Genomic DNA, 23,373 nt, shown 5'->3' on the forward strand with positions numbered 1-23,373 from the left:
GCCCTGTTTGATCACATATTGATCGGCACAGCTTCGAACCGCACCCGTGGATGGACGATCCGGTCTTGGGCGCGGATCAGTTGCAATTCGTAGCTCGTGCAGGCCTGGGTTTCCAGCAGCACTTCATGCACCGCTGCGGCGGTGAATTCGAACGCGGCCACCAGGCTGTCGCCCAACAATATCCGCGCCAGGAACAACCCAGACGTCAGGTCGCCCACGCCCACCGGCTGACGCGGAAAGGCCAGCAGCGGACGGCGCAGGTGCCAACTGCCCTCGGCGGTCACCAACAGCATTTCGAAACTGTCATCGGGTTTGCCGGGGTAGGCCAGGTGCTTGACCAGGACCGCCTTCGGCCCACGGGCCAGCAACGCCCGGGCCATGGCCAGGCAGTCCAGTAATGACTGCGCCTTGCGCCCCGAAAAGCTGTCGAGCTCCAGTTGGTTCGGGCACATGAGGTCTGCCACGGCAGCGGCCTCTTCGAGGAGAAATTCGCTTACCTCGGGCGCCACGATGCAGCCCTTCTCCGGATGCCCCATGACCGGGTCGCACAGGTACAGCGCCTTGGGATTGGCAGCCTTGATCCGCGCCACGCCTGTCAGAATCGCCCGCCCCTGGGCAGCGCTGCCCAAGTAACCGGACAACACCGCATCGCATTGACCCAGCTCACCGATGGCCGCGATGCCTTCGACCAAGGCCGGGATCTGCTCTGGCGCGAGCACTTCGCCGGCCCACTGCCCGTACTGGGTGTGGTTGGAGAACTGCACGGTGTTGAGCGGCCATACGTTCACCCCGACCCGCTGCATCGGAAATACGGCCGCGCTGTTGCCAGCGTGACCGAATACCACGTGAGACTGGATGGCAAGCAGATGAGGTGTACGTTTCATGCGGGAAGTTTCCGTAAAACGATTGAAATTCAAGCCGCGCAGTATGCGACTAAACGCAGCCTGTACGACAGACCAGCGACACAGTTAAGCTGACCGCAACTTGTTGGAGCACTTCGTTCATGCTGACCCTTGGAAATATTTTCGTGCTGATGCTGCTGGCTACCGGCGGCGCCTGGCTGTGGCACAACCATGGCTTGCGCGAACGGGCCTTGGCGAGGGTCATGCAGCATTGTGCCAACCTCAAGATCGAGCTGCTGGACGGCAACGTAGCGCTGAAAAAAATCGGTTTCGTGAAGGATGCCAGCGGACGACGACGCCTGGCACGCGTCTACACCTTCGAATTCACCGTCACCGGTGAAAGCCGCCATTTGGGCACCATTACCCAGTTTGGCGCCCACAGCGCGCACATCGAGCTGGCCCCTTACCCGATGCCCTTCGAAGAAGCCCCGCCACCGCCAATTGAAGCGGTCCAGACCCGGCCCAGGGCTGAGGTCATCGAGTTGAGCCAGTGGCGCCAGGAACACAACAAGTGGAAGCCTTGAAACAGCGCTGACTCAGCGATGCCGACAATTCGCCAGACCGGCTTGCAGGCGATCAACGTCTTGCGCCTGATCGAAAATCAGCTCGATCCGAGAATCCTGACGCCATTCACTGGCTTGCCAGTCCAGTGCCGCCCCCTCCAACGCATTGGCTGAAACCCAACCGTCGAGGCTGTGGATAACCATCTTCGCCCGTTTCCAGTCTTGGCCTTGTAGCCATCGCGTCAGCGCCGCTGCGTCGAATGACTGGCTCGGGTGCCAGCGCCAACCAATGCTCCAGCCACCTTCCTGTTGCTGATACAGGCAGATCGGTTGCGTCGGGTCAAGCCAGATGGCGGGTATCTGGCCCAGGCTCTTGGGTAGATTCAAGTTATCCACAGCGCCGCTGCCCCGAGCCGCATGGCCTGGCAATCGCTCGATCGGCAGCGCGGCGTGTTGTGTCCAGTACAGCGCACGCCCCGAGAGTTGCGCCGTCACTTGGTCGCGATCGGCTTGCGTGAGGCTCTCGGACTTGTTCAGCACCAGCAGCCCGGCATCCGCCAGGGTCTGTCGCTGCGCGTCGGGCAGGGGCTTGCCGTCGGCCATCGCCCGGGCATCCAACACCAGCACGCAGGGTTGCACCGCCAGCACGCTGAGCCAGGGTGCTTCACTTAATTGCCTCATCAATTGTGCCGGGTGACCCAGGCCCGAGGGTTCGATGAACAGCCGATCCGGGCGGGCCTTGCGCAATAAACGCCCAAGACCGATCTGGAACGGCGCGCCGTTGACGCAGCACAAGCAGCCACCGGCCACTTCGCCCAGTGCGATACCATCGCCAGCCTGGGTCAGCAACGCGGCATCCAGGCCGATCTGACCGAACTCATTGATCAGCACCGCCCAGCGTTCATTGGCCGGGCGCTGGGCCAATAGGTGCCTGATCAGGCTGGTCTTGCCGGCACCCAAGGGGCCGGCGATGACATGGGTGGGGATGTGCTGCAACATAATCGACGGCTTTCGATGGAGGTGAAAATGCGAATGATCGGCTGGTTGTTACTGGCACTGACGTCGAACCAGGCACTGGCGCAAGCCTGTGTGGTTCACAGCCAGGCAGAGCGGCTCGATGTGAAAGTCTGCCAGCAGAACCGCAGCATTCCGCAGAAGCTGTTTGCCGAGGGCTTCTGCCAGCCAAACCTTGCCGGCCAGAAGGTCGAGGTGCAATACGTCGATCAGTGCCCTGGCGGCGCGTTCGGCGTTTGCAGCAACGCCCAGGTCGCCAATATGCCTTACCGCCAGGATATTCACTATTACGGCGTAGCGACCGATGCCGCTTATCTGCAGCCATTTTGCGAAGGGCAAAGCCAGGGCACTTGGCTCAAACCTTAGGCCAGCCAATCCAGCGTGAGGATCAACCGACGCTCTCCCGGCGCGGGCTCCGGCGAGCGATGGATCAAGCCAAGCCCCTCGTTACCGTGCCATTTTTCGCCCTTGAGCAACCCGACATCACCGCAACAAAACTGTTGGATGACCTGCGGATCAACGGGTTCGGCCTCAGGCTGTGCCAGGCGACGGCGGTCCATGGCGCCTTCCTTGAGCCACTGGCTGCCGACACCGGCATAGGTGGTCAGTAGCCGCACCGGCACGTGGTCAACGTGAAAGCGCGGGCACATTGCCTTGTCCAGCGTGCGCAAGCGCAAGCCGACACGTTGCGCACCCAACAGGCAGGCAAACGCACTGACCAGCCAGGTGACATCGGCGATGAAGCCCTCGTAGCCTTGCAGGTCGCTGAAGCCTGCCGCCAGGCCCTGTAGCGCCGGCGGGGTATCTTCTTCCGGCAGGTCGAGCACGCGTGATTCTGCCAGCGGCTGGTCCATCGCCAACACCATGGCCGCAAAATCGCTGATGTGTGCGGGAAGTTGACGCTGCCAGACCGCCAGGTTGGTGCCGTCTTCCAGGATCTGCGTGAAGATCCCTGGCGTATCACCGTGGGCCTGTCGTGCTCGCGTGGCCCTCTTAAGACTGGGCGCCAGCATCATGCTGCGACCTCTTCATGCCATGGGCCGAATGGATCCGGCAACAAGCGCCAGTTTTCAACGCCGAGGGCCATTTCCGCGTCGGTGAGCAGGCACGCGTCCAGTTCGGCGGTGAGTTGACTGAAGTCGATGTCCTGGCCGATGAACACCAACTCCTGCCGGCAATCGCCCGTGGCGGCGAGCCAGTGCTTCATGATCGCTGCTGTACTTTCCTCATCCTGCGGCCATTGGTTTTTCGGCACGAACCGCCACCAGCGCCCGGCGAAGCCATGCCGCATCAAGCCGCCGGCCTGGGACCAACTGCCCGCCTCCTCAGGTTTGCTGGCCAGCCAGAAAAAACCTTTGGAACGCAGGAGTTTGCCGTTGGGCCACGGACGGTCGATAAAGTTGAAGAACCGCTCGGGATGAAACGGCCGACGTGCCCGATAGGCGGTCGAGGCGATGCCATATTCCTCGGTTTCTGGCACGTGTTCACCACGTAGTTCCTGTAGCCAGCCAGGCGCCTGGGCCGCGCGCTCGAAGTCGAAAAGGCCCGTGTCGAGGATCCTGCCCAGTGGCACCTGCCCCATGACCATGGGAATGATCTGCGCCTGGGCGTTAAGGCGCTGCAAAATCGCGATCAATTCTTCCCGATCATGCTGGCTGATCAGGTCGATTTTGCTGATCAGAATCACGTCGGCAAACTCAATCTGTTCGATCAGCAGGTCGGTGATCGAGCGTTCATCCTCCTCACCCAGGGTTTCGCCCCGTGACGCAAGGCTGTCGGCGGCTTGGTAATCCAGCAGGAAATTCACCCCGTCGACCACCGTCACCATGGTGTCGAGTCGCGCCACATCGGCCAGGCTTCGGCCTTCTTCATCACGAAAGGTGAAGGTTTCCGCCACTGGCAGCGGTTCGGATATGCCTGTGGATTCGATGAGCAGATAATCGAAACGCCCCTCTCTGGCGAGCTGGCCGACTTCTTCGAGCAAGTCTTCGCGCAACGTGCAGCAGATGCAGCCGTTGCTCATTTCCACCAGTTTCTCTTCGGAACGACTCAGGGTGACATCGCGCTGGACTTCGCTGCCATCGATGTTGATCTCGCTCATATCGTTGACGATCACGGCAACTCGCAGATTGTCGCGATTACGCAGGACGTGGTTGAGCAACGTGCTTTTACCGGCACCGAGGAATCCGGAAAGGACGGTTACAGGAAGACGATTGGGCATCAGGTATATCCTCATCGGGCGGCCGCTTCGATTACGGCTCGTTTCCAGGGGGTGGCTTGGTTCAGGATCCAGGTGTTTTTATGTTATAGTATAACAGCTCAATTCAACCAGCCCCGCCGTCCCCCATTGGTCTGAGATCATCCATGCACAAGCTTCTGAAATTGGTATTGGCGAGCCCGTTGTTGCTGTGGGTGTTAAGCGCTTCGGCCCAAAGCCCGCTCCTGGCGAACTGCACCCGCAGTGCGAATTTGCTGGCGTGCGTGGATAGCCAAGGCAATGCCTATAGCGTCGCGACGGCTGGAAACACCATTTATTTGCGAGGTTTTGAAGCAGCCAGTCACCGCTATTGGGCGCAAACGAATAGCCGTTATGGTCAGCTCACATTTTTTACTGGCTTGGCATCGGATGGAGAAAGTTGGGTCGGGTACAGCCGGCGTGTGGGCTGGACGACCCTCAATCGTTTCTCAAGCTCAGGCGGGAGCGCGGGCGCATTTGTATGCGGACGCATGAACGGCTGCCAGGACTCTGCTCGCTGATGTTTCACGTGGAACGCGAACGCTTGGCGAGATGAAACTCCTTTCATGGAAAAGGTTTCTTAAAATTAACCGTTATACTATAACATCTAATTTTGAACCTTCGATGGACCTTGACCATGAACGCGTTAACCCTGCCCGACGTCGCTGCGCAGGCTTCACGTCAAACCCTACCTCTTGATTGGGTGGGCATGTGTGGCATCGCAACGCCGGTGTTGATTGACGGCCAGCGTCTGAGTGCATTGGCCGACGCGGGTGTCAGCCTCGATGACGGTGAGGCGCGAGGCATTCACATGTCGCGCTTATACCTGGCGCTTGAACTGCTTGAAGAGACGGCACTTTCGCCAGCGTTGTTGCGCCGAATACTGCAGCAATTTCTCGATAGCCATGAGGGCTTGTCCCACGCGGCATCACTCAGTGTGCATACAGATCTGCTCCTCAAGCGTCCGGCATTAATCAGCCCGCTGGTGGGTTGGAAAAGCTATCCAGTGAGCATCGAAGCTCATCTGAAAAACAGAATGTTCCACGTGGAACTGAAAATTCAGATCGCCTATTCCTCGACTTGCCCTTGTTCAGCCGCGCTTGCTCGACAGTTGATCCAGCAGCAGTTCGTCGACGACTTCGCTAACAAGCAACTTGAGCATGCCGAAATCCTATCGTGGCTGGGCTCATCGAACGGTATTGTCGCCACCCCGCATAGCCAACGCAGTACCGCGACCCTGGCCCTACGCCTGAACGCCAACGCAAACGAATTGCCGCTGCTGTCGCTCATCAATGAAGCCGAAGCAGCCCTCGGCACCGCTGTCCAGACCGCAGTAAAGCGCGCCGATGAACAGGCATTCGCCCTGGCCAATGGACAAAACCTGATGTTCTGCGAAGACGCCGCACGGCGATTAAGTACAGCCCTGAGTCGCTCCCCCGACATCGTTGCCCTAGATGTACGCGTCGTTCACGCCGAAAGCCTGCACGCCCATGACGCCGTGGCGCAAAGTCGCTGGACCCGAGGCGCGTCATGATCAACTGCCAAGCGCTACGCTGGGGTGCTCCCGGACAACCTCTCACGCCGCCACTGGCCATGGAGCGACCGGCCGGCAGCCTCACGGCGATCATCGGTGCCAACGGCTCTGGAAAAAGCAGTCTGTTGAAGGTGCTCGCAGGGCTGCAAAAACCGCTATCCGGTAAAGTTACCTTGGATGTTCCGCGGCGCGGCGGGGTTTCGTTCATGCCGCAGCAGCAACATCTGGATCGGCAATTCCCCATCAGTTTGCAGGAGTTGGTGGCCGCCGGCTCTTGGGGTAATCAACACACACCGGCAATACGCAGGCAGTTGCTCCAGAGCGTACTGACCGACTGGGCGCTAACCGGCCTCGAACATCGGCCGTTAATGGCGTTGTCTGGAGGCGAGCTGCAACGTGCCCTGCTCGCTCGCTTGAGCCTGGCCGAAGCGCCGCTGCTGTTGCTCGATGAACCCCACGCCGCCCTGGATGAACAAGGCCAAGCGCTGTTGTGGAAGCACATACATCGCTGGCATGCCGCGGGCCGGACCATCGTGGTGGTCTGTCATGATCTGGCAGCGGTACGCCAACACATCCCCCATACGCTGCTGATTCGCAGCACGGGCTGCGTACTGGGGCGCAGCGTCGACTTGATCGCCCAACAACCTCAGACGTGGGTGGCCTGATGCTTGCGGCCTCTCATCTCTGGCAACCGTTTCAAGAGTTTGTCTTCATGCGCAGGGCTTTGCTTGGCGGTCTTGTACTGGCGTGTAGCACGGCTCCATTGGGTGTATTCCTGATTCTTCGACGCATGAGCCTGATTGGTGACGCCGTGGCGCACGGCATTCTGCCTGGCGCCGCCCTCGGTTTCTGGTTTGCCGGGCTGAGCCTGCCTGCCTTGACCGTTGGCGGCCTGGGCGCGGGCTTGAGCATGGCCGGGCTCGCCGCCTGGATTACCCGGCGTACCGGTCTAAGGGAGGACGCCAGTCTCGCGGCGATTTATCCCATTTCCTTGGCGGCGGGCGTGTTGATCCTCGGCATGGCCGGAAAACGCCTGGACTTGCTTCACCTGCTGTTCGGCTCGGCATTGGCGGTAGACGGCCCGACGCTCACCGGCATGCTGTGGGTTTCAGGAGCCAGCCTGTTGGCGATGGCGTTGATCTATCGACCGTTGCTACTCGATACCCTCGACCCACTGTTCCTGCAAACCGTCAGCCGTCTCGGCCCGTTGGCCCATGGCGTGTTCCTGACCCTGGTGGTGTTGAACCTGGTGATCGGCTTCCAGGCCATTGGCGCATTGATGGTGGTCGGCCTGATGATGCTGCCGGCTGCTGCGTCGCGATTCTGGAGCCGTCGCCTGCCGCTCCTGATGTTGATAGCGGCGCTGTCTGGCTGCCTCTCCGTGTGGCTTGGCCTGTTGTTGTCCTTCTATTACTCACTGCCCAGCGGACCGTCCATCGTACTGGTGGCGGGTGCGTTGTACCTGCTGTCGGTGGTATTTGGTCCGGTGCACGGCTTGCTGCGCCGCCCGCCTTTGCTCACATCCCAATGAGGTATTTCCCGATGCGCGTTCTGCTCGTGCTAATCAGCCTGATGCTGTCCATGTCCGTGTCCGCCGCCGAAAAGCTCCAGGTGGTGACCAGCTTCAGCATCCTCGCCGACATGACCCGACAGGTCGGCGGTGAGCACATCCAAATCACCAACATGGTCGGACCGGACGCCGATGCACACACCTACGAACCGACGCCAGACGACGCCAAGGCATTGCTCAAGGCAAGACTGATCATCAAGAATGGACTGGGTTTCGAGCCGTGGCTGGATCGCCTGGTGACCAGCACCGAAACCAGCGCGCCGGTGATTAGCGCCAGCCGCGGCGTAATCCCGCGGTCACTGGATGAGGATGGCGAGACAATCCCCGACCCGCACGCGTGGCACAACCTGGCGAACGCCGAGCTGTATGTCAGCAACATCACCAAGGCATTGGAAGCTGCAGACCCGGCCAACAAGGCTGACTACGAGCGCAACAGCCAGGCGTACCTGAAGAAAATCTACGCCCTGCTCGCCGAAGCCAAGGCCAAGCTCGGCACATTGCCGGCCGGTAATCGCAAGATCGTGACCTCCCACGATGCCTTCGGTTACCTGGGCCAGGCCTATGGCATCGAGTTCATGGCCCCCCAGGGATTGTCCACGGAACGTGAACCTTCGGCGGCAGAAGTCGCGGCGCTGATTACCCAGATCCGTCAAGCGAAGGTCAAAGCGGTGTTCATGGAAAACATCAAGGATGCGCGCCTGCTCAAGCAGATTGCCGACGAGAGCGGCGCCCACATCGGCGGTACGCTGTACTCCGACGCCCTCGCAGCCAGCGGACCGGCCAGCACCTTCACCGGCCTGTTCGAATACAACCTCAACACGTTGTATGAGGCATTGCGTCGGCCTTGATCAGGCATTTGTGGGAGCAAGATTTGCTCCCACAGGTTGCCCCACGCGATTACTTCAAACGAGGTTCAAGCCCTCGGCTTGACCGTCCCGCAATCCTGCCCCAGCCACACCGCGCGCGTGTCGAGGCTGCCGTTCTGCTGGATGCCGGTGGCATTGAAAGTGCCGTTGACCTTGGTGGTGAATTCACGATCGCTCTGGAACGTCGCTACCCCGTTACCCTGGGCTTTCGGGCAACTGAAACGAAACTTCCACTGATTGCCGCTGCGTTCGGTGATCTGCTGCTTGCAACCTGATTGCGGGTCTTGCAGCGGGATGTCATTGGTTTGTACCTGCGCCGGGGTCAGGCAGACACGAATGCCTTTACCGCCCATGGTGATGCCCTGTTTTTCCAGCATCGCCCGTTGCTCCGGGGTCATCTGGGTTTGCAGCTGGCCGAGGATCAGTTGCAGATCCGGCAGGTTCTGGTTATCGACCTTCATGTTGCTGGTGGTCAGTTCCCACAAACCCGGCTGGAGCATCTGCGCCTGAGCCGCCATCGGAACCGACAAACCAATTGCCAAGGCCACACCCAGCAGACGAACATTCATTGCATAAACTCCAGAGGACAAGTGGCCGTTAGACGCCGCCCACAGGCTTCGGTTCAGGCTTGGGACGAGTGAATTAAATAGCGACATTCGCCATGGAACATGGTCTGTTAAGCATTGAAACTTCCGGAGCAAGGCTGCCCCATGGATTATTTTGGCCCGCATGTTTTCGGTTACTTGATCGCGCTGCTTCACACCCTGGGTTCCATCGCCGCCGTCCACGCCGTCCTGACGGTGCGCACGGCCCAAGGCTCGATTGCCTGGGCCCTGTCGCTGACGTTCATTCCCTATCTGACGTTGATTCCTTATCTGGTGTTTGGCCGCAGCACGTTCGATGGTTACATCAAGGCTCGCCGCCAAGCCAACGAAGAGATGCGCAGGGCAATCTCCGAGCTGAACTGGCGTCCCTGGGTCGAAGAAGCCCTGACCGCCCGCGCCTCCCAGGCCTACGCCTCGTTACGGGCCATGCCAAAACTGGGACGCACACCGTGCCTGGCGAATAACCAGCTGCGTTTGCTGATCAATGGCCCTGCCACGTTCGAGGCAATTTTCCAGGCCATCGAGCAGGCTCGACAGGCCGTGCTGATTCAGTTTTTCATCATCCATGACGACCGTCTCGGCCAACGCCTGCAAACCCTGCTCTTGAAGAAAGCCGCCGAAGGCGTGGCTGTGTATTTGCTCTATGACCGCATCGGCAGCCACTCCCTGCCCCACCGCTATGTACAGGCCTTGCGCGACGGTGGGGTCCATGTAAAAGCATTCGCCACCCGCAGCGGCTGGCTCAACCGGTTCCAGGTCAACTTTCGCAACCACCGCAAGATCGTGGTAGTGGACGGTGTGCTGGGGTTTGTCGGCGGACACAACGTGGGCGACGAATACATGGGCCAGAAACCGCCCCTGGCGCCGTGGCGCGACACCCATGTGCAAGTGCGCGGGCCGGTGGTGGCCAGCATGCAAGAGTCCTTCGCCGAAGACTGGTTCTGGGCGGCCCGTTCGCTGCCACCGTTGATCCTGCCCGACAGCTATCCAGACGACGGGGTGCTTTGCCAGTTGCTGGCCAGCGGCCCGGCCGATGCCTACGAAACCTGCTCACTGTTTTTCGTCGAGGCCATTCACGCGGCCAGCGAACGCGTGTGGATCACGACGCCCTACTTCATCCCTGACGAGGCGGTATTCGCGGCCTTACGCCTGGCGGTACTGCGCGGGGTCGACGTGCGCATCCTGCTGCCCTCGCGACCCGACCACAAAGTCGTCTACGCCGCGTCCAGCCTGTATGCGTTTGAAGCGGTGCGGGCCGGGGTGCGGATGTTCCGTTATGCGCCGGGCTTCCTGCATCAGAAAGTTGTGCTGATCGACCGGGAAATCAGCGCCATCGGCAGCGCGAACCTGGACAACCGTTCGTTCCGCTTGAACTTCGAAGTCATGCTGCTCACCGTGGACATTCCGTTCGCCACCGAGGTCGAGCAAATGCTTGAGCAGGACTTCGCCCAGGCCCAGGAAATCGACATACAGGAAAGCCGGGAAACCCATCGCCTTCAGAAAGTCGGCATGCGGGTCGCCCGGCTTATTTCCCCGATACTTTAAGGCGCGTAGATGTCGTCGCGGGTCCAGGGTAATTCGTGGCTACCGTCAGCGTGGGCCTTCACCGCCAGGATCTGGTGCAGATTGATCCAGCCCTTGGCGAACGCGTAGGCACAGCCGGCCAGGTACAAGCGCCAGATCCGCAGTGCCTGTTCCGGTACTTCCTTCGACGCGGCTTCGAGGTTGTCTTCCAGGCGCTCACTCCAGTGATCGAGGGTACGCGCGTAGTGCAGGCGCAGGCTTTCCACGTCGACGATCTCCAGTCCCGCTTCGCTGATGTGGGCGGAAATCATCGACAGGTGCGGCAGCTCGCCGTTGGGGAATACGTACTTCTCAATGAACTCGCCCGCGCCGCGCCCGACCGGACGCCCGTCGGTGTGCTTGGCGGTGATGCCATGGTTCATCACCAGTCCCCCCTCGCGCACAGCGCCGAACAGCGTCTTGCAGTACTGCTCGAGGTTGGCGTGGCCGACATGTTCGAACATACCCACGCTGACCACTTTGTCGAAGCGGCCGTCCTGGGGCAGATCGCGGTAATCCAGCAGTTGCAACTCGACCTGGTCCTCCAGGCCTTCGGCCTTGACCCGTTCCCGGGCCAGCGTCAGCTGCGCCTTGCTCAGGGTAATGCCGAACACCTTGGCACCGAACTCCCGCGCGGCATAACGCGCCAGGCCGCCCCATCCGCAACCGACATCCAGCAGGTAGTCACCCGGTTGCAGTCGCAGCTTGCGACACAGGTGGCGGAACTTGGCTTGCTGGGCCTGTTCGAGGGTTTCGCTGCCCGTCTCGAAATAGGCACAGGAATAGGCCATGTCGCTGTCGAGCCATAGCTGATAAAACGCGTTGGAAAGATCGTAGTGGTAGGAGATCGCCTTGGCGTCGGCTTCCTTGTCGTGGACCGAGCGCACCGGCTGGTTGTCGGGATCGTCCTCGACCAATGCCTGGCTCAACTCATCGCAGACCCGAATGACTTCGTGGATCGGACCTTCGAGCTCCAGTTTGCCCTCAACGAACGCCGCTCCCAGCGCGTCCAGGCTGGGATGAGTAAATTGCGCGACCATTTGTGGGTCCTTGACCACGATCGTGACACTGGGATCGGCACCCAGGGTAAATTCATGGCCGTCCCAGAGCCGCAGCCGAAGCGGCAAATGCAGATTCTGTAAGGCCGGTGGAAGTTGCGCGAGCATGAGTAATCCCCCCTTTTTTCAGACGTCTGAAATGAGGGTAGACCATCATAGAAAAATAGCAGGCTATCGAATTTATAGCCTTTCTCTATCACTGTCCCAAATTCACTCCTTGTGCCGGGTACGGCCAGTATGGGTACGCCCTCTCCAACAGAGACTGCAAGGGTGATGCACAGTTCGCCGAGCGTTATCCAACGGTTCCCTTCGCCTGGATTTTCAGCAGTGGCTCCTGGAACCGCAACAATCGCCCCGCATTACCTAACACTAGCAGGGTACTGAGATTGTGCAGCAACGCAGCGATCATCGCCCCCGCCGCGCCGAGCCAGCCGAAGGCGGCAAAGGCGACAATTGCCAGCGTCCAGCCCAGGCCGATGATCACGTTGACCTGCAACGTGCGCCGGCATTGGCGACTCAATCGCACGCAAGTGCCGAGGCGCCGCAGGTCGCTGCCGATCAGTACGATGTCTGCCGATGCCAGGGCGATGTCCGCACCGCCCGCGCCCATTGCGACGCCCACCACCCCGGCCTTGAGCGCCAGGGAATCGTTGATGCCATCGCCCACCACCATAGGGCGGAAACCATGGTCGATTTCGGCCATGACCCGTTTGAGTTTGTCTTCCGGCAAAGCCTGGGCTTGCAGATCGCCGATACCGACATCCCGCGCCAGGGTCGTGGCCACGCTCTGGCGGTCGCCGGTCAACAGCAACTGACGCCCCAGACCCAGCTCGCGCAGCTCGGCCATGGCAACCCGTGCCTCCGGCTTGACGCTGTCGGCCAACAACAGCCAGGCGAGAAATTGCCCGTCCAGGGCCAGGCCGGCAATCGGACCGTCGTGTTCAGGGACCGCTGATGTTTGAATCCCCAGCTGTGCAAACAATTCTGGCCGACCAAGCGCCGCTTCACCCTGCGCGGTCATGGCGACCACACCCAGCCCTTGGCGCTCATGGATATCCGTCAGCGGCAGGCAGTTTTCCTGTTCCACCAACCCTGCCAACGCGCGACTGACCGGATGGCTGCTGGCCGAACCGAGGCTGGCGGCCAACGGTAGCAGCAACGGTGCGTGAGCATCCTGGGCCTGTTCGATGGATTGCAGGCGCAGCACGCCGTAGGTCAAGGTACCGGTCTTGTCGACCACCAACGAGGTCAGGTCCGCCAGCTCTTCCAGGAAGGCCGAGCTGCGGATCAGGATCCCGTGGCGCGCCGCCACCGCGATTCCGGCAATGGCGGTGGCCGGCGCCGACAGCACCAACGCACAAGGACAGGCAGCTACCAATACCGCCAGCATCGCCTGGGCATCGTTGGTCACGAACCAGGTCACCGCCGCCAGCAGCAGCACCAATACCAGGTAACTGCCGGCGTAACGCTCCAACAAGCGTGTGATGGGTGGCTTGGAGCGTTCAGCGTTTTGCATCAGGGCGATGACTTTGCCCAGGGTGGATTCTTCACCGGTACGGGTCACCTCCAGGCGCAGCAGGCCATCGAGGTTGATCGCGCCACCGAAGACTTCAGTGCCGACCACAGCCTCCAACGGCACCGACTCACCCGTGATGGGCGCAGTGTCGAGGCTGGCCTGGCCGGACAACACCCGGCCATCGGCCGGCACCCGGTCGCCGGCACGCACCTCCACAATATCGCCGGCTCGAAGCGTCGCGTTGTCGACATCAATGATGGAACCGTCGGCTTGCACCTTGCGACCTTGGCTGCGGGTCAGTTGACCCAGGGCATGGATCGCCTCCTGGGAACCGATGACACTGCGCTCTTCCAGCACATGGCCGAAGATCATGATGATCGGCAACAATGCCGCCGTCAGCAGATCGCCGGTGGCCCAGGCACCGAGCATCGCCAGGGCGATGAGTTGGTCAGTGATCCCGTGCAGGCTCGGGTAACGCAAGCTGTACCAGGCCGAACGCATCACCGGCACCGCCACCAGCAGCGAGGCAAAACCCAACAACAGTTGGCTGACACCGCTCTGCTCCGGCGACCAGGCGCGCCATACCAGGCCCAATGCGAGCAGGCCGAGGGCGAGCATCGCCAAGGTCAGTTGCCGAGCGGCGACGCGTTGTTCAGCCGAGGACAACATCGGCACGGTGTTGGTTTGGGCGGTCATTGTCCGGCTCCCTGGATGATCAGGCGGGAATCGTCTTTCGGGTCGACCGTGGTGACGGAACCGGCCTGGCGAAGGATGGCGGGCATGCGTTCGCGATACAGGCGCAGCAGCATTTGCGGATCGCTGCCTTGGGTCTTCGCCAAGCCGAGTACCGTGGCCGTATCGGCCGAAGCCTTGGCGAGGCGCTCGCTGGCCTGGGCATGGGCGACTTGCACGGCGCGGTCGGCGTCCTGACGGGCGGCCTGAGTGAGTTTTTCCGCTTCAGTCCGGGCGTTGGCCACGGCTTTGTCGGCCTGCTGGCTAGCGGTCAGCACCGCGTTGAAAGCACTCACCGCCGGCCCGGGCAGACTCGATTGCACATCGACCCGCACCACTTCGATGCCCAGCCCCTGCCCTGTCGCCGCCAGGTCAGCCAGGCGTCGGTTAAGACCCTGCACCAGATCACCCCGCAAGCGTTCGCGACGCTCGGCAGCCTGGTTGTCGCTGCCCATCAGTTCGGGGCGCGCCACCAGGATGGTGTCCAGGTCCCGGGCCGCGGTCAGAGCCACGGCACTGCGGGTCGCCAGCCGGTCCAGGGCCGGCAGGACATGTTCACCTTGCAAGACGAAGGCGTAAGGGTCGGTGACCTTGTAGAACACCCGCACATCCAACTGCACCACACCGGCATCGCCGGTCAATAAATAACCAGAGCCGGCCAACGCATCGCTGACCGGCGTGGCGAAACTGGCCACGCGATCGGCCTGCAGGGCCGCATCCGAGCGCAGTAGATTTTCCACTCGCCGCTCAAGCACTCGATCCGCCGCTGGCAGCAGGATCACCTGTTCCACAGGACGCGGCCACGCCAACAAGAGGCCGGCATTCTGGATGCGATCCAAGGCACCAAAGTGCAGCACCACCGCGCGATTCTGCGGATCGATCTGCCGCACGTTGGAAAAGACCCAGGCCAATGCGGCCAGCACCGTGACGGCGTAAAGCGCCAGAAACGCCAGGCGCCCGGCTTGAATCCACGGGCTGGATAACTCGTTTGTTCCACGTGGAACCAAACTCATGGTTGTGTTCCACCTTTGCCTTCCACGGAAACAGGACCATCCACCAGGACACGGAATGGCGCGGCATCGGTGCGCAAAATCAATTTCGTGCCTGGGCTGACAACGGTGCCCAAGGTGTCCAGCGAACGTAGCAGGTTGTAGAGCTGTGGAGAGCCAGCGTAGGCCCGGCCATAAATTTCGGCCGCTTCTACCCGCGACTGCGCTTCGATATCGGCAGCCTTCACGGTAGCGTCAGCCTGCACGACTCGCGCATCACGTTCTGCGGCGGAGCGAATCTGCGCCGCTTCGCGCTTGCCGATGGCAGTGCGTTCGGTGGCGATGGTCTCGCGCTCGGCCCGCATGCGATCTACCGTCGCCGTCAGCGTTACCGAGGGCAAGGTCAGGCGCTCGATGCCCACTTGCAGCACCCGTACGCCGTAAGTGGTGAGCAACTGTTGATCGATCTGTTGACGCAACTGTGCTTCGAAATCGGCGATACGCACCTGACTGGCATCGGTGTTGACCAGGTTCGCCAGGTCAAAACTGGCAGCCGTGGTTTCCAACGCCGAGCCGACGAACGTACGGATCTGTCGTGCAGCCTCGTCCGGTTGGTTCTGCACCGCGCGCATGAAACGCTGCACATTGTCGGGGTCGCCCTGCACCTGCCAAGCCACGTACGCCTGGACGATGATCCGCAGCCCATCACGGGTACCGACATCCTGCAGGCCACTGGATGTGGTACGCAATCGCAGGTCCACCGGGATCGCCGCTTCGAACGGCGCCGGCAAGCGCCAACCGAGACCGGGTTGCAGCAGCACCCGTGCTGGGTTGCCGAAACGGGTGATGACGGTAGCCTCTCCCGAACGCACCTGCACCAGGCTCGCGGCTGCAACGGCAAACGCCACCAGCAGCGCCGCCCAGCCCATCCGCCGCCAGGGGAACGGACCGGTTTGCTGCGGATCGCCATGATGGTGGTGATGATGTCCATGATGATGACCGGCATGACCGTGATCGTGACCGGCGTGGTCGTGGTGACCGTGTGAAGAGGACTGGCTCAATGGGCAGCTCCTGGCTGGACAGGGTTACGCGGCGACGCGGGGTCTGCCGGCAGCGTGAAGGTTCGCAAGTCGATAGTCGGCGCGTTGCCGCTGCCGCCCAGGCGGTGATCGAGAATCAGCAACTGGGCTTTGCCAAGGCCCTGGCTCAGTTGGCTCAAATAATGTTCCAGCACAAAAGCGTGCCCTGCCGTGGCGTAGGCTTTGCGATCGGCGTTGAAACGCAAATCGGCAGCCTGGGCGGTCGCGTTGATTTCCCGAGCAGTGGCATTAGCCTGGTCATGGGCGATGCTGGCTTGTAGTTGTGCCTGGTTGGTCTGTTCCGCCGCCGCACCACGCTCGCGGGCGATCAGCGCCTGAGCGCCGATCTGCGCCGCCTGCACGCCGTGGTAGGCATTGGCCGCGCCGGCCGGCGGATGAATCGCCTCCACGACCGTCGCGAGGATTTCCACACCGCTATCGAGCGTTTGCAAGTCCGCCTGGACGGCGCGACCGATTTCGTCGGCCAGGCTGACACGGTCCGCGCCCAGCAAACCGTCCAGCGTGCGCGAAGCAAACTCATGCACCAGGATGCGGCTGGCGGTACTGCGGATCAGCGTCGGCACATCGGCGCTGTTGTAGGTCGCCGCCAGTGCCGCGGCGTCAGTCAGGCCGATGCGATAGACAAAGCGCACATCCATGTTGACGATCTGGAAGCTCTGCTGGTCGGCACGACGGCTGGCAATGACCTGGGACTTGTCGTTCACATGGCTGGCGTCCCACAGCCGATTGGCAATTGCCGGAGCCGGCCCCTCCGCCGGTTCAGCCTCGGCAACCGCCCGACTATCGACGACACTGGTCGCCAGTTCATGCACAACACCATTCTCGACGTTGAGCACCCTGCCCCACGGCCAAGGCAACGCAACATGCAAACCCGGGCCGAAGACCTCCACCGGTTTACCAAAACGCTCATAGATGCCACGCCCCTGCAGTGGCACTTCGTGCACGCCCGTCAACAACCAGCCCACCAACGCCACCAGCGCCAACACTGGAAAAAAAGCCCGGCGCATATAACTGAAGGCCCAGATCTGGCGCAGGTCGATGCCAAAACGGTTGTGCAGTTCATGTTGCAAAGCGAGCAACGGTTGCGGCGGCCAACGCAGCAGATCGGCGATGACACTTCGGCCCAACAGCGACGGTTCCAGGGCGTCCCGGCGCGGGATGAATAACGACAGCACGGCGCGCAGCAACAACTCTGCCGCCACCAGCCCCGGCAACAGCCCCATCGACACCGCCAGGCGCATCGGCCAGATGGACGTTTCTGCGGCGAACAAAAGGCACAAGGCGCCAAGCACCAGCACGATGATCGCCACTCGCGTCAGTTGCGCCAACGGCGGCGCTTCCGGCCATTCCACGGGGGATTGCTGGGCCAATTGCCGCTCGAACACCAGTAATCCGAACGCCAACAGCAACGACAGCACCGCCCCCACACTGGCCGAGACACCGAGGGCGGCAGCGGGCAGCGTCAAGTTCCAGGCTTGCTCCAGGCTCAGCAACACCAGCACTGCCCAACCGGCCAGCCACAACGCAGGCGCACCGATTTGCTTGAGCAGGCCGACCCAGCGTGCGCCGATTCGCTCCAGCAGCCGCTCATACCAACCCAGGTTATCAACAGGCTCGCTTTGCGCAGGCAAGTTATCCACAACCGGCAACAGCGCCCTGCTACGCCATTGCGTCACCCACCAGGCCGACTGCAAACCCGCTACCAACACCAAGAGTCCCGCAGCTTGGCTGACCAGCAGAGCCGGCCATAGCGATTGCGGTGAAAACACCCCGATAAAAAATGCCAGCACCAGGCCCAAACCCGCCACGCTTCCCAGGGCGAAGGCGATTTGCTTCAAGCGGCGCCCTTGGAACGACGCTCGCTGAAAACGCGGCCATTCGGCCACCTGTGTCCCTTCGACATCAAGATCGACTTGCATACCACCCCAGCACTCGTGGCGATCAAAATCCGGCCCGTGACAGATGCCACCGACACGCCGTTATATGCCGTTACCTTATAACGGTTCCTGTGAAATTTCCGTTTTGAATTCTTCATGACAAGGTCCGCGCCGACCTCTTGACTTAAGCCTTGACCGAAATCTCTGGAAACGCTCATATTACGAGCATAATTTTTTATCAGGCCAAGCGGGAGAACAGCGATGGGCAATTACGATGTGGTCATTCTGGGTGGCGGACCCGGAGGGTATAACGCGGCAATTCGGGCCGGGCAGCTAGGGTTGAAAGCCGCCTGTGTCGAAGGCCGAGCCACCCTCGGCGGCACCTGCCTGAACGTCGGCTGCATGCCCTCCAAGGCATTGCTGCACGCCTCGGAACTGTACGAGGCCGCCACAGGAGCGGAGTTCGCCAACCTGGGCATTGAAGTCAGCCCCACCCTCAACCTTGCGCAAATGATGAAGCAGAAGGACGAAAGCGTGGCGGGCCTGACCAAGGGCATCGAATTTCTGTTTCGCAAGAACAAGGTCGACTGGATCAAAGGTTGGGGCCACATCGATGGGCCGGGCAAAGTGACCGTCACCGGCGACGACGGCACCAAGACCGAACTCAGCGCCAAGGACATCGTCATCGCCACCGGCTCGGAGCCCATGCCCCTGCCAGGCGTGACAATCGATAACCAGCGCATCCTCGACTCCACCGGCGCCTTGTCCCTGAGTGAGGTGCCCCGGCATCTGGTGGTGATCGGCGCCGGCGTCATCGGCCTCGAACTGGGCTCGGTCTGGCGACGCCTGGGTGCCCAGGTCACCGTGGTGGAATATCTCGACCGCATCTGCCCGGGGGTGGATGGCGAGGCCGGCAAGACCTTGCAGCGCGCCTTGGGTAAACAAGGCATCCAGTTCAAGCTGAGTTCCAAGGTCACGGGCGCCGCTGCTTCGGCCGACGGCGTGCAATTGCACATTGAACCGGCGGCGGGCGGCGAATCACAGACCCTGGACGCCGATTACGTGCTGGTCGCCATCGGTCGACGGCCTTACACGCAAGGGCTGGGGCTGGAGAACGTCGGGCTGAGCCCTGACCAGCGCGGCATGCTCGCCAACCAGCATCACCGTACCGAAGCACCGGGCGTCTGGGTGATCGGCGATGTGACGTCCGGACCGATGCTGGCCCACAAGGCCGAAGACGAAGCCATGGCCTGCATCGAACAGATCGCCGGCAAGGCCGCCGAGGTCAACTACGCGCTGATTCCCAGCGTCATCTATACCCGTCCGGAACTGGCCAGCGTCGGCAAGACCGAGGAACAGCTCAAAGCCGAAGGCCGCGCCTACAAGGTCGGCAAGTTTCCATTCACGGCCAACAGCCGGGCCAAGATCAACCACGAGACCGAAGGGTTCGCCAAAGTCCTGGCCGATGAACGTACCGATGAAGTCCTGGGCGTGCACCTGGTGGGTCCGAGCGTCAGTGAGATGATCGGTGAATACTGCGTGGCCATGGAGTTCAGTGCCTCGGCCGAGGACATTGCCCTGACCTGCCACCCACACCCGACCCGCTCGGAGGCATTGCGCCAGGCGGCGATGAATGTGGAGGGGATGGCGACGCAGATGTAGGGACGACGCAAAGCGGGAATGAACACCTGTGGCGAGGGAGCTTGCTCCCGCTCGGCGGCGAAGCCGTCGTAGAACCGGCTGATGCGATTTGCCTGAAAATCGCGTCAGCCCATTTGGGGCGGCTGCGCCACCCAGCGGGAGCAAGCTCCCTCGCCACAGGCTGTGTTCGGCTGGCCGTTAGCTTAGCTGGCCGACATCCGCGCCTTGCGCCGGCGCCGACTGATCAATCCCAACGCCACTGCCACCACCAGCACGGCCCCGCCCACTTCCAGCCAAACCTTGTAAGGTCGCAGCGCCGAACGAATCGGGTCCAGGGCCTGGGTCACGTAGCGTTTGTTCGCTTTGCCGAAGTCCGGCTCCTGGCATTGATGACCGAAATCCCCGGCCCAATCCACATACGGACCTTCCTTCACATAGCGTTGATACAACGCGCTTTGCTCTTCAAGGCTGGAGTTGTACCCCACCGCTTTGCACAGCACCGCCGCAAACGCCTGGCTGGTATGCGGCAAATGATCCGCAGCCTGGCTGGCCAGCGCCGTGGCGACAAAGCGATAGTGATAACGCACATCCGGCTGCGCCGCGCTGGCTTGCTGGCGTTGCACTTCGCCTTCGGCCACCAGCGGTCCGACGCTCAGCTCGACCGGTTCCAGGCTGTAGTTGCCTCCCAGGCTGGCGTAATCCGGCGCCATCTCATAGCCAAGCAGTTCCATGCCCCACTCGCGAGCCATCCGGGACGCATGGAAATACGCCTCGGCCCGCCGGGTTGGCCACCATTTGGACTCGGCATCCTGGCGCAATTGCCCATAGGCACGGGCCTTGTTCTGCAGGTCCGCGTTATCGAAATAAGCCGGCGCCTCATCGAAGCGCCCTTCCCTCAGCAAGCGACGGCCCAGCAGATTGCGCAGGCTCGCGGCCACCGGCAGCGGCACGTAGTTGTCCCGATCCTCCTGGCTCAACGCCGGTGGCGCCGGGACTTGGGCGTCGACGTACTGCTTGAGCTCATCCACCGTGAGCACACGCTCGGCCACCGCGGCCGCGTCGTACCAATAGTTGCTCTGGCCGCGATAGAGCTGATCGAAGGCTTGCAGATAATCACCCCGCTGCAAGGCCAGGATCGCGCTTTCCCCTTCGACCCGGCACTTGGGCTGCACCGACTCGAAATTCCAATCCGCTGTGCGCCGCGGGCCCCAGGATTCATCGTTCGGAAAGGCCTGGGCCGCCTTGGCATAAGCCGCCGCCGCGGCCACCTTGTCGCCATCGCGCAATGCCAGCTTGGCCCGCACCCACCAGGCCAGGCCAGTGTCGGCGGCTTTTTGCACAAAAGCCTGGGCGCTGGCGTAATCGCCGTGCTGGTAACTCACCGCCGCCAAACGGTCGGCGTCGTCCAGGTTGTCCCGGGCGTTGGCCTGCAACAGTTCGAAGAGCCTTTTCTCGCCCGAGGGTTCTTCTCCGTCCCACCAGCCGACGCGGCTGAGCAAGTAGGCGGTGACCAGCCGCTGCACTGCCTTAGTCTTGAGCAATTCGCTCAAGCGCTCATCGGGCTGGACGCTCAAATCACCGGCCAATTGCAGCAACGAGCTGTAGCCGACCGCAGATCCTTGCAGGTTCTGGATCGCGTACAGGCCGATGGCACTGTCCCAGTCGTCAGCGGTGTAGGCCACCCGGGCTTCTTCGCCAAGGCTGGCGATGCCCAGCTCCAGCGGATCGCTGAAGCCGGCAATGCTCATTTCCCGGGCCTGGCGAAACGCAGCTCGCGCCTGGTCCTGCAAGACCACAGGGTCACCGCTGCCGGCCTCGGTGCTCACGGCGAACAATGCCCGGCCCAGGGAGTACGCGGCCCAGGTGCTACGCAACCGACGTTGGTCGGCCGGTAATGCCAGCAACTGCTGGAACGCTTCCACGGCGCGCTGATGCTCACCGATGTTAAAAGCCGCCGCGCCAATGGCATACAGACGCAGCTCACCGGGCAGGTTGGCCGCTTCGGCTGCCACCTGGTCGACATCGGTCAGGGCCCGCAGGCGCTCCACCACCGCTTGCTGCGGCGGGGTCAGGCCAATCTGCTCGGCCTTGGTGCGTTGTTCAACGTAGGAAGACTGATCGTCATAGCTGTAATCCGGGTTGCGCGTCGCCTCGGTGGCTGGCTTGAGCCCGGCAATCGCCTGGCCGAGTCGACTGACCTCGAAGCGAAAGCTGCCTTCGGGCAATTCGGCCAGCGATTGGGCGCGGTTATCCAGCAGGCGCATCGGGAAATCCGGCCCGCAGGCCAGCACCGGGCCCAGCGGCAGGCAAAGGCTCAGGCACAGCAGGTGACGAGGCCACTTACGGGTAAACATTGAAACCTCCTTGGTCGATTTTCGTACAGCGCGCCCAGCCGATGGCTCGTTGGCTGCCGGCAGCCAAGCGGCCTTCCTGAATGCGGGTGAAGGTAAGCAGTCCGGGGGTTTGTTGCAACGTATAACCGGCCAAGGCATCGACGCCGTCACACGCGCCCACGGCGAGCGTCAGGCGCTGGGGCCAGGGGCTGTCGAGATTGCCCTGGTTGACCAGACGAATATCGTACAAACCACCTTGCTCTCCCCACTGCAATGCCAGGCGACTGTCCAGATGATCGCCCCGGGCGACGGCACCGAGTGTGGTCAGGCTCCACGCCCGTCGGTCGCCGGCCAAGGGCAGGCGAAACCAGATCAGCCCGGCGAGATGTGGCGGCGGATCAGCCCGCAAATCCGCCGCAAGCCCGGCCACTTGCTGCGGATCGGCCAGCAGCTCCCGCCGCTCGCCACCGCGATCGATCGGCACTTCGCTTTCCACCACCGGCACGCCACTCTCCTGGGTCAGCAGCGCCACGCCGTAGGCCGGCAGGGCCAGATAAAACGGCCTCTGGGTGACCTTGCCCCAGCGTTGCGCCCAGTGCCGGGCCTGTTTCGGATCGAACAGTCCTTGCCGTGGGTCGCTCACCGCGTGGACCTGCAACACACTGCTGTCCACCGCTTCCAACAGCCCCGGCAATGCTGGACTGTCGAGCCAGGCCGGCAGCGCCGTGATGCTTAGCCGCAGATTGGCGGGCAGGACTTGCCGCAGTTGCCCGAGAAACTTTCCATAGGCCGGCAACCGTGCATTGCCGGCATCGTGGTCGATCTCTATCCCTATCGGCGCCAAGCCCTGGGCTTGCCAATCACTCAGCACTTGCTGGATTTGCGCGATCACCTCGTCCTGATCCAAGGCCTTGAGCTGGCCGTCCAGGCGAATCACGGCGATCAGCGGACGGCCGTCAGCCTTGAGCAGCGCCGGATCGATCCGCGCACGGCTCCAGCCCGCGCTGGGAAAAGCCTGCAACGCCAGCACCCGCAGCGCGGAAAAATCGCCCTGGCTTTGGCGCAGCGCCAACTCATGGGCAGGCGTCCATTGGCGTTGCCAGATATAGACCTGTTGATCGAGGGCCGGGGTTGGAGGCTTTTCGCAGCCCCCCAAAAGCAACATGGCGAGGGCCAGGGAGAGCCGGAAAAGAAACGTCATGAAGCCTTACCACCCATAAAGCCCGGCAGATTACCGCCACCCGCGTCGAAGAGAAACTCTGTGGCGAGGGAGCTTGCTCCCGCTTGGGTGCGCAGCACCCACCAAAAGGGGTCGCTTCGCAACCCAGCGGGAG

The 23,373-nt window shown here is 62.0% G+C and carries 21 protein-coding genes; 9 read left to right on the top strand and 12 right to left on the bottom strand.

Going from position 1 to position 23,373, the window contains the following annotated elements; genetic code table 11:
- Positions 1 to 11: 11 nt before the first annotated feature.
- The gene (pdxY, locus tag PSH86_RS30155) at positions 12 to 884 is read right to left on the bottom strand and encodes a pyridoxal kinase PdxY (protein ID WP_134926504.1); all 873 of its coding nucleotides are present in this window, start codon (positions 882 to 884) and stop codon (positions 12 to 14) included.
- Between the two features lie 119 nt (positions 885 to 1,003).
- On the opposite strand from pdxY, the gene PSH86_RS30160 reads away from it, so the two are divergent.
- On the top strand, positions 1,004 to 1,426 hold the full coding sequence (locus PSH86_RS30160) for a DUF3301 domain-containing protein (RefSeq protein ID WP_116833775.1): 423 nt from the start codon (positions 1,004 to 1,006) through the stop codon (positions 1,424 to 1,426).
- A gap of 12 nt (positions 1,427 to 1,438) precedes the next feature.
- On the opposite strand, the gene PSH86_RS30165 is transcribed toward PSH86_RS30160, so the two are convergent.
- Positions 1,439 to 2,404 (bottom strand): GTP-binding protein, encoded by a 966-nt coding sequence (locus PSH86_RS30165; RefSeq protein ID WP_305486874.1) that lies wholly within the window; start codon positions 2,402 to 2,404, stop codon positions 1,439 to 1,441.
- 27 nt (positions 2,405 to 2,431) lie between these two features.
- On the opposite strand from PSH86_RS30165, the gene PSH86_RS30170 reads away from it, so the two are divergent.
- A complete protein-coding gene (locus PSH86_RS30170) occupies positions 2,432 to 2,785 on the top strand; it encodes an NADH:ubiquinone oxidoreductase (RefSeq protein ID WP_109752782.1) in 354 nt (117 codons plus the stop codon).
- On the opposite strand, the gene PSH86_RS30175 is transcribed toward PSH86_RS30170, so the two are convergent.
- Positions 2,782 to 3,432, bottom strand: a complete 651-nt coding sequence (locus PSH86_RS30175; protein WP_109752962.1) for a DUF1826 domain-containing protein — start codon at positions 3,430 to 3,432, stop codon at positions 2,782 to 2,784. The genes PSH86_RS30170 and PSH86_RS30175 overlap by 4 nt on opposite strands.
- Positions 3,432 to 4,640, bottom strand: a complete 1,209-nt coding sequence (gene zigA / locus PSH86_RS30180) for a zinc metallochaperone GTPase ZigA (protein ID WP_163856078.1) — start codon at positions 4,638 to 4,640, stop codon at positions 3,432 to 3,434. The genes PSH86_RS30175 and zigA overlap by 1 nt, the downstream gene beginning before the upstream one ends.
- A gap of 143 nt (positions 4,641 to 4,783) precedes the next feature.
- Here zigA and PSH86_RS30185 point away from each other — a divergent pair, with 143 nt between their 5' ends.
- The 5 genes from PSH86_RS30185 to PSH86_RS30205 all read left to right on the top strand — a co-directional run bounded on the left by PSH86_RS30185 (position 4,784) and on the right by PSH86_RS30205 (position 8,607).
- On the top strand, positions 4,784 to 5,176 hold the full coding sequence (locus tag PSH86_RS30185; protein WP_163856076.1) for a glutamine synthetase: 393 nt from the start codon (positions 4,784 to 4,786) through the stop codon (positions 5,174 to 5,176).
- A gap of 116 nt (positions 5,177 to 5,292) precedes the next feature.
- Entirely contained in the window at positions 5,293 to 6,189 is an 897-nt protein-coding gene (folE2, locus tag PSH86_RS30190) for a GTP cyclohydrolase FolE2 (protein ID WP_305486880.1), read from the top strand.
- Positions 6,186 to 6,854: a metal ABC transporter ATP-binding protein gene (locus tag PSH86_RS30195; RefSeq protein ID WP_163856072.1), complete on the top strand. Its 669-nt coding sequence runs from the start codon at positions 6,186 to 6,188 to the stop codon at positions 6,852 to 6,854. Before folE2 ends, PSH86_RS30195 begins: the two co-directional genes overlap by 4 nt.
- On the top strand, positions 6,854 to 7,720 hold the full coding sequence (locus tag PSH86_RS30200; RefSeq protein WP_109752787.1) for a metal ABC transporter permease: 867 nt from the start codon (positions 6,854 to 6,856) through the stop codon (positions 7,718 to 7,720). The genes PSH86_RS30195 and PSH86_RS30200 overlap by 1 nt, the downstream gene beginning before the upstream one ends.
- An 11-nt stretch (positions 7,721 to 7,731) precedes the next feature.
- Positions 7,732 to 8,607 carry a metal ABC transporter substrate-binding protein gene (locus PSH86_RS30205; RefSeq protein WP_305486886.1) on the top strand — a complete coding sequence of 292 codons (876 nt, stop codon included), beginning with the start codon at positions 7,732 to 7,734 and terminating at the stop codon, positions 8,605 to 8,607.
- 65 nt (positions 8,608 to 8,672) lie between these two features.
- On the opposite strand, the gene PSH86_RS30210 is transcribed toward PSH86_RS30205, so the two are convergent.
- Complete coding sequence (locus PSH86_RS30210; protein ID WP_176688894.1) at positions 8,673 to 9,194, bottom strand: DUF3617 domain-containing protein; 522 nt, start codon at positions 9,192 to 9,194, stop codon at positions 8,673 to 8,675.
- A 141-nt stretch (positions 9,195 to 9,335) separates the two neighbouring features.
- Between PSH86_RS30210 and cls the strand changes: the two genes are divergently transcribed.
- Positions 9,336 to 10,775, top strand: a complete 1,440-nt coding sequence (gene cls / locus PSH86_RS30215) for a cardiolipin synthase (RefSeq protein ID WP_305486889.1) — start codon at positions 9,336 to 9,338, stop codon at positions 10,773 to 10,775.
- Here cls and cfaB read toward each other — a convergent pair.
- From cfaB to PSH86_RS30240, 5 genes are all read right to left on the bottom strand, one after another.
- Complete coding sequence (gene cfaB / locus PSH86_RS30220; RefSeq protein ID WP_109752790.1) at positions 10,772 to 11,959, bottom strand: C17 cyclopropane fatty acid synthase CfaB; 1,188 nt, start codon at positions 11,957 to 11,959, stop codon at positions 10,772 to 10,774. The genes cls and cfaB overlap by 4 nt on opposite strands.
- Positions 11,960 to 12,143: 184 nt before the next feature.
- A complete protein-coding gene (locus PSH86_RS30225) occupies positions 12,144 to 14,063 on the bottom strand; it encodes a heavy metal translocating P-type ATPase (protein WP_305486892.1) in 1,920 nt (639 codons plus the stop codon).
- Entirely contained in the window at positions 14,060 to 15,112 is a 1,053-nt protein-coding gene (hflK, locus tag PSH86_RS30230; RefSeq protein ID WP_134926526.1) for a protease modulator HflK, read from the bottom strand. Before hflK ends, PSH86_RS30225 begins: the two co-directional genes overlap by 4 nt.
- Positions 15,109 to 16,149: a protease modulator HflC gene (gene hflC / locus PSH86_RS30235; protein WP_232201309.1), complete on the bottom strand. Its 1,041-nt coding sequence runs from the start codon at positions 16,147 to 16,149 to the stop codon at positions 15,109 to 15,111. The genes hflK and hflC overlap by 4 nt, the downstream gene beginning before the upstream one ends.
- A complete protein-coding gene (locus tag PSH86_RS30240; protein WP_305486899.1) occupies positions 16,146 to 18,107 on the bottom strand; it encodes a protease modulator HflK in 1,962 nt (653 codons plus the stop codon). The genes hflC and PSH86_RS30240 overlap by 4 nt, the downstream gene beginning before the upstream one ends.
- A gap of 219 nt (positions 18,108 to 18,326) precedes the next feature.
- Here PSH86_RS30240 and lpdA point away from each other — a divergent pair, with 219 nt between their 5' ends.
- Positions 18,327 to 19,727 (top strand): dihydrolipoyl dehydrogenase, encoded by a 1,401-nt coding sequence (gene lpdA / locus PSH86_RS30245; RefSeq protein WP_305486902.1) that lies wholly within the window; start codon positions 18,327 to 18,329, stop codon positions 19,725 to 19,727.
- A gap of 182 nt (positions 19,728 to 19,909) precedes the next feature.
- Here the strand turns inward: lpdA and PSH86_RS30250 are convergent, their stop codons facing one another.
- Positions 19,910 to 22,060 (bottom strand): hypothetical protein, encoded by a 2,151-nt coding sequence (locus PSH86_RS30250; protein ID WP_305486905.1) that lies wholly within the window; start codon positions 22,058 to 22,060, stop codon positions 19,910 to 19,912.
- Complete coding sequence (locus PSH86_RS30255) at positions 22,047 to 23,240, bottom strand: DUF3142 domain-containing protein (RefSeq protein ID WP_305486908.1); 1,194 nt, start codon at positions 23,238 to 23,240, stop codon at positions 22,047 to 22,049. The genes PSH86_RS30250 and PSH86_RS30255 overlap by 14 nt, the downstream gene beginning before the upstream one ends.
- Positions 23,241 to 23,373: the final 133 nt, after the last annotated feature.

The organism is Pseudomonas sp. FP2300 (assembly GCF_030687595.1).
Classification (GTDB): Bacteria; Pseudomonadota; Gammaproteobacteria; order Pseudomonadales; family Pseudomonadaceae; genus Aquipseudomonas; species Aquipseudomonas bijieensis.

What these genes read in the sequence shown, in the direction of transcription:
- pdxY (WP_134926504.1), bottom strand. Translation starts at nt 884, where the DNA reads ATGAAACGTACACCTCATCTGCTTGCCATCCAGTCTCACGTGGTATTC.
- PSH86_RS30160 (WP_116833775.1), top strand. Translation starts at nt 1,004, where the DNA reads ATGCTGACCCTTGGAAATATTTTCGTGCTGATGCTGCTGGCTACCGGC.
- PSH86_RS30165 (WP_305486874.1), bottom strand. Translation starts at nt 2,404, where the DNA reads ATGTTGCAGCACATCCCCACCCATGTCATCGCCGGCCCCTTGGGTGCC.
- PSH86_RS30170 (WP_109752782.1), top strand. Translation starts at nt 2,432, where the DNA reads ATGCGAATGATCGGCTGGTTGTTACTGGCACTGACGTCGAACCAGGCA.
- PSH86_RS30175 (WP_109752962.1), bottom strand. Translation starts at nt 3,432, where the DNA reads ATGCTGGCGCCCAGTCTTAAGAGGGCCACGCGAGCACGACAGGCCCAC.
- zigA (WP_163856078.1), bottom strand. Translation starts at nt 4,640, where the DNA reads ATGCCCAATCGTCTTCCTGTAACCGTCCTTTCCGGATTCCTCGGTGCC.
- PSH86_RS30185 (WP_163856076.1), top strand. Translation starts at nt 4,784, where the DNA reads ATGCACAAGCTTCTGAAATTGGTATTGGCGAGCCCGTTGTTGCTGTGG.
- folE2 (WP_305486880.1), top strand. Translation starts at nt 5,293, where the DNA reads ATGAACGCGTTAACCCTGCCCGACGTCGCTGCGCAGGCTTCACGTCAA.
- PSH86_RS30195 (WP_163856072.1), top strand. Translation starts at nt 6,186, where the DNA reads ATGATCAACTGCCAAGCGCTACGCTGGGGTGCTCCCGGACAACCTCTC.
- PSH86_RS30200 (WP_109752787.1), top strand. Translation starts at nt 6,854, where the DNA reads ATGCTTGCGGCCTCTCATCTCTGGCAACCGTTTCAAGAGTTTGTCTTC.
- PSH86_RS30205 (WP_305486886.1), top strand. Translation starts at nt 7,732, where the DNA reads ATGCGCGTTCTGCTCGTGCTAATCAGCCTGATGCTGTCCATGTCCGTG.
- PSH86_RS30210 (WP_176688894.1), bottom strand. Translation starts at nt 9,194, where the DNA reads ATGAATGTTCGTCTGCTGGGTGTGGCCTTGGCAATTGGTTTGTCGGTT.
- cls (WP_305486889.1), top strand. Translation starts at nt 9,336, where the DNA reads ATGGATTATTTTGGCCCGCATGTTTTCGGTTACTTGATCGCGCTGCTT.
- cfaB (WP_109752790.1), bottom strand. Translation starts at nt 11,959, where the DNA reads ATGCTCGCGCAACTTCCACCGGCCTTACAGAATCTGCATTTGCCGCTT.
- PSH86_RS30225 (WP_305486892.1), bottom strand. Translation starts at nt 14,063, where the DNA reads ATGACCGCCCAAACCAACACCGTGCCGATGTTGTCCTCGGCTGAACAA.
- hflK (WP_134926526.1), bottom strand. Translation starts at nt 15,112, where the DNA reads ATGAGTTTGGTTCCACGTGGAACAAACGAGTTATCCAGCCCGTGGATT.
- PSH86_RS30240 (WP_305486899.1), bottom strand. Translation starts at nt 18,107, where the DNA reads ATGCAAGTCGATCTTGATGTCGAAGGGACACAGGTGGCCGAATGGCCG.
- lpdA (WP_305486902.1), top strand. Translation starts at nt 18,327, where the DNA reads ATGGGCAATTACGATGTGGTCATTCTGGGTGGCGGACCCGGAGGGTAT.
- PSH86_RS30250 (WP_305486905.1), bottom strand. Translation starts at nt 22,060, where the DNA reads ATGTTTACCCGTAAGTGGCCTCGTCACCTGCTGTGCCTGAGCCTTTGC.
- PSH86_RS30255 (WP_305486908.1), bottom strand. Translation starts at nt 23,240, where the DNA reads ATGACGTTTCTTTTCCGGCTCTCCCTGGCCCTCGCCATGTTGCTTTTG.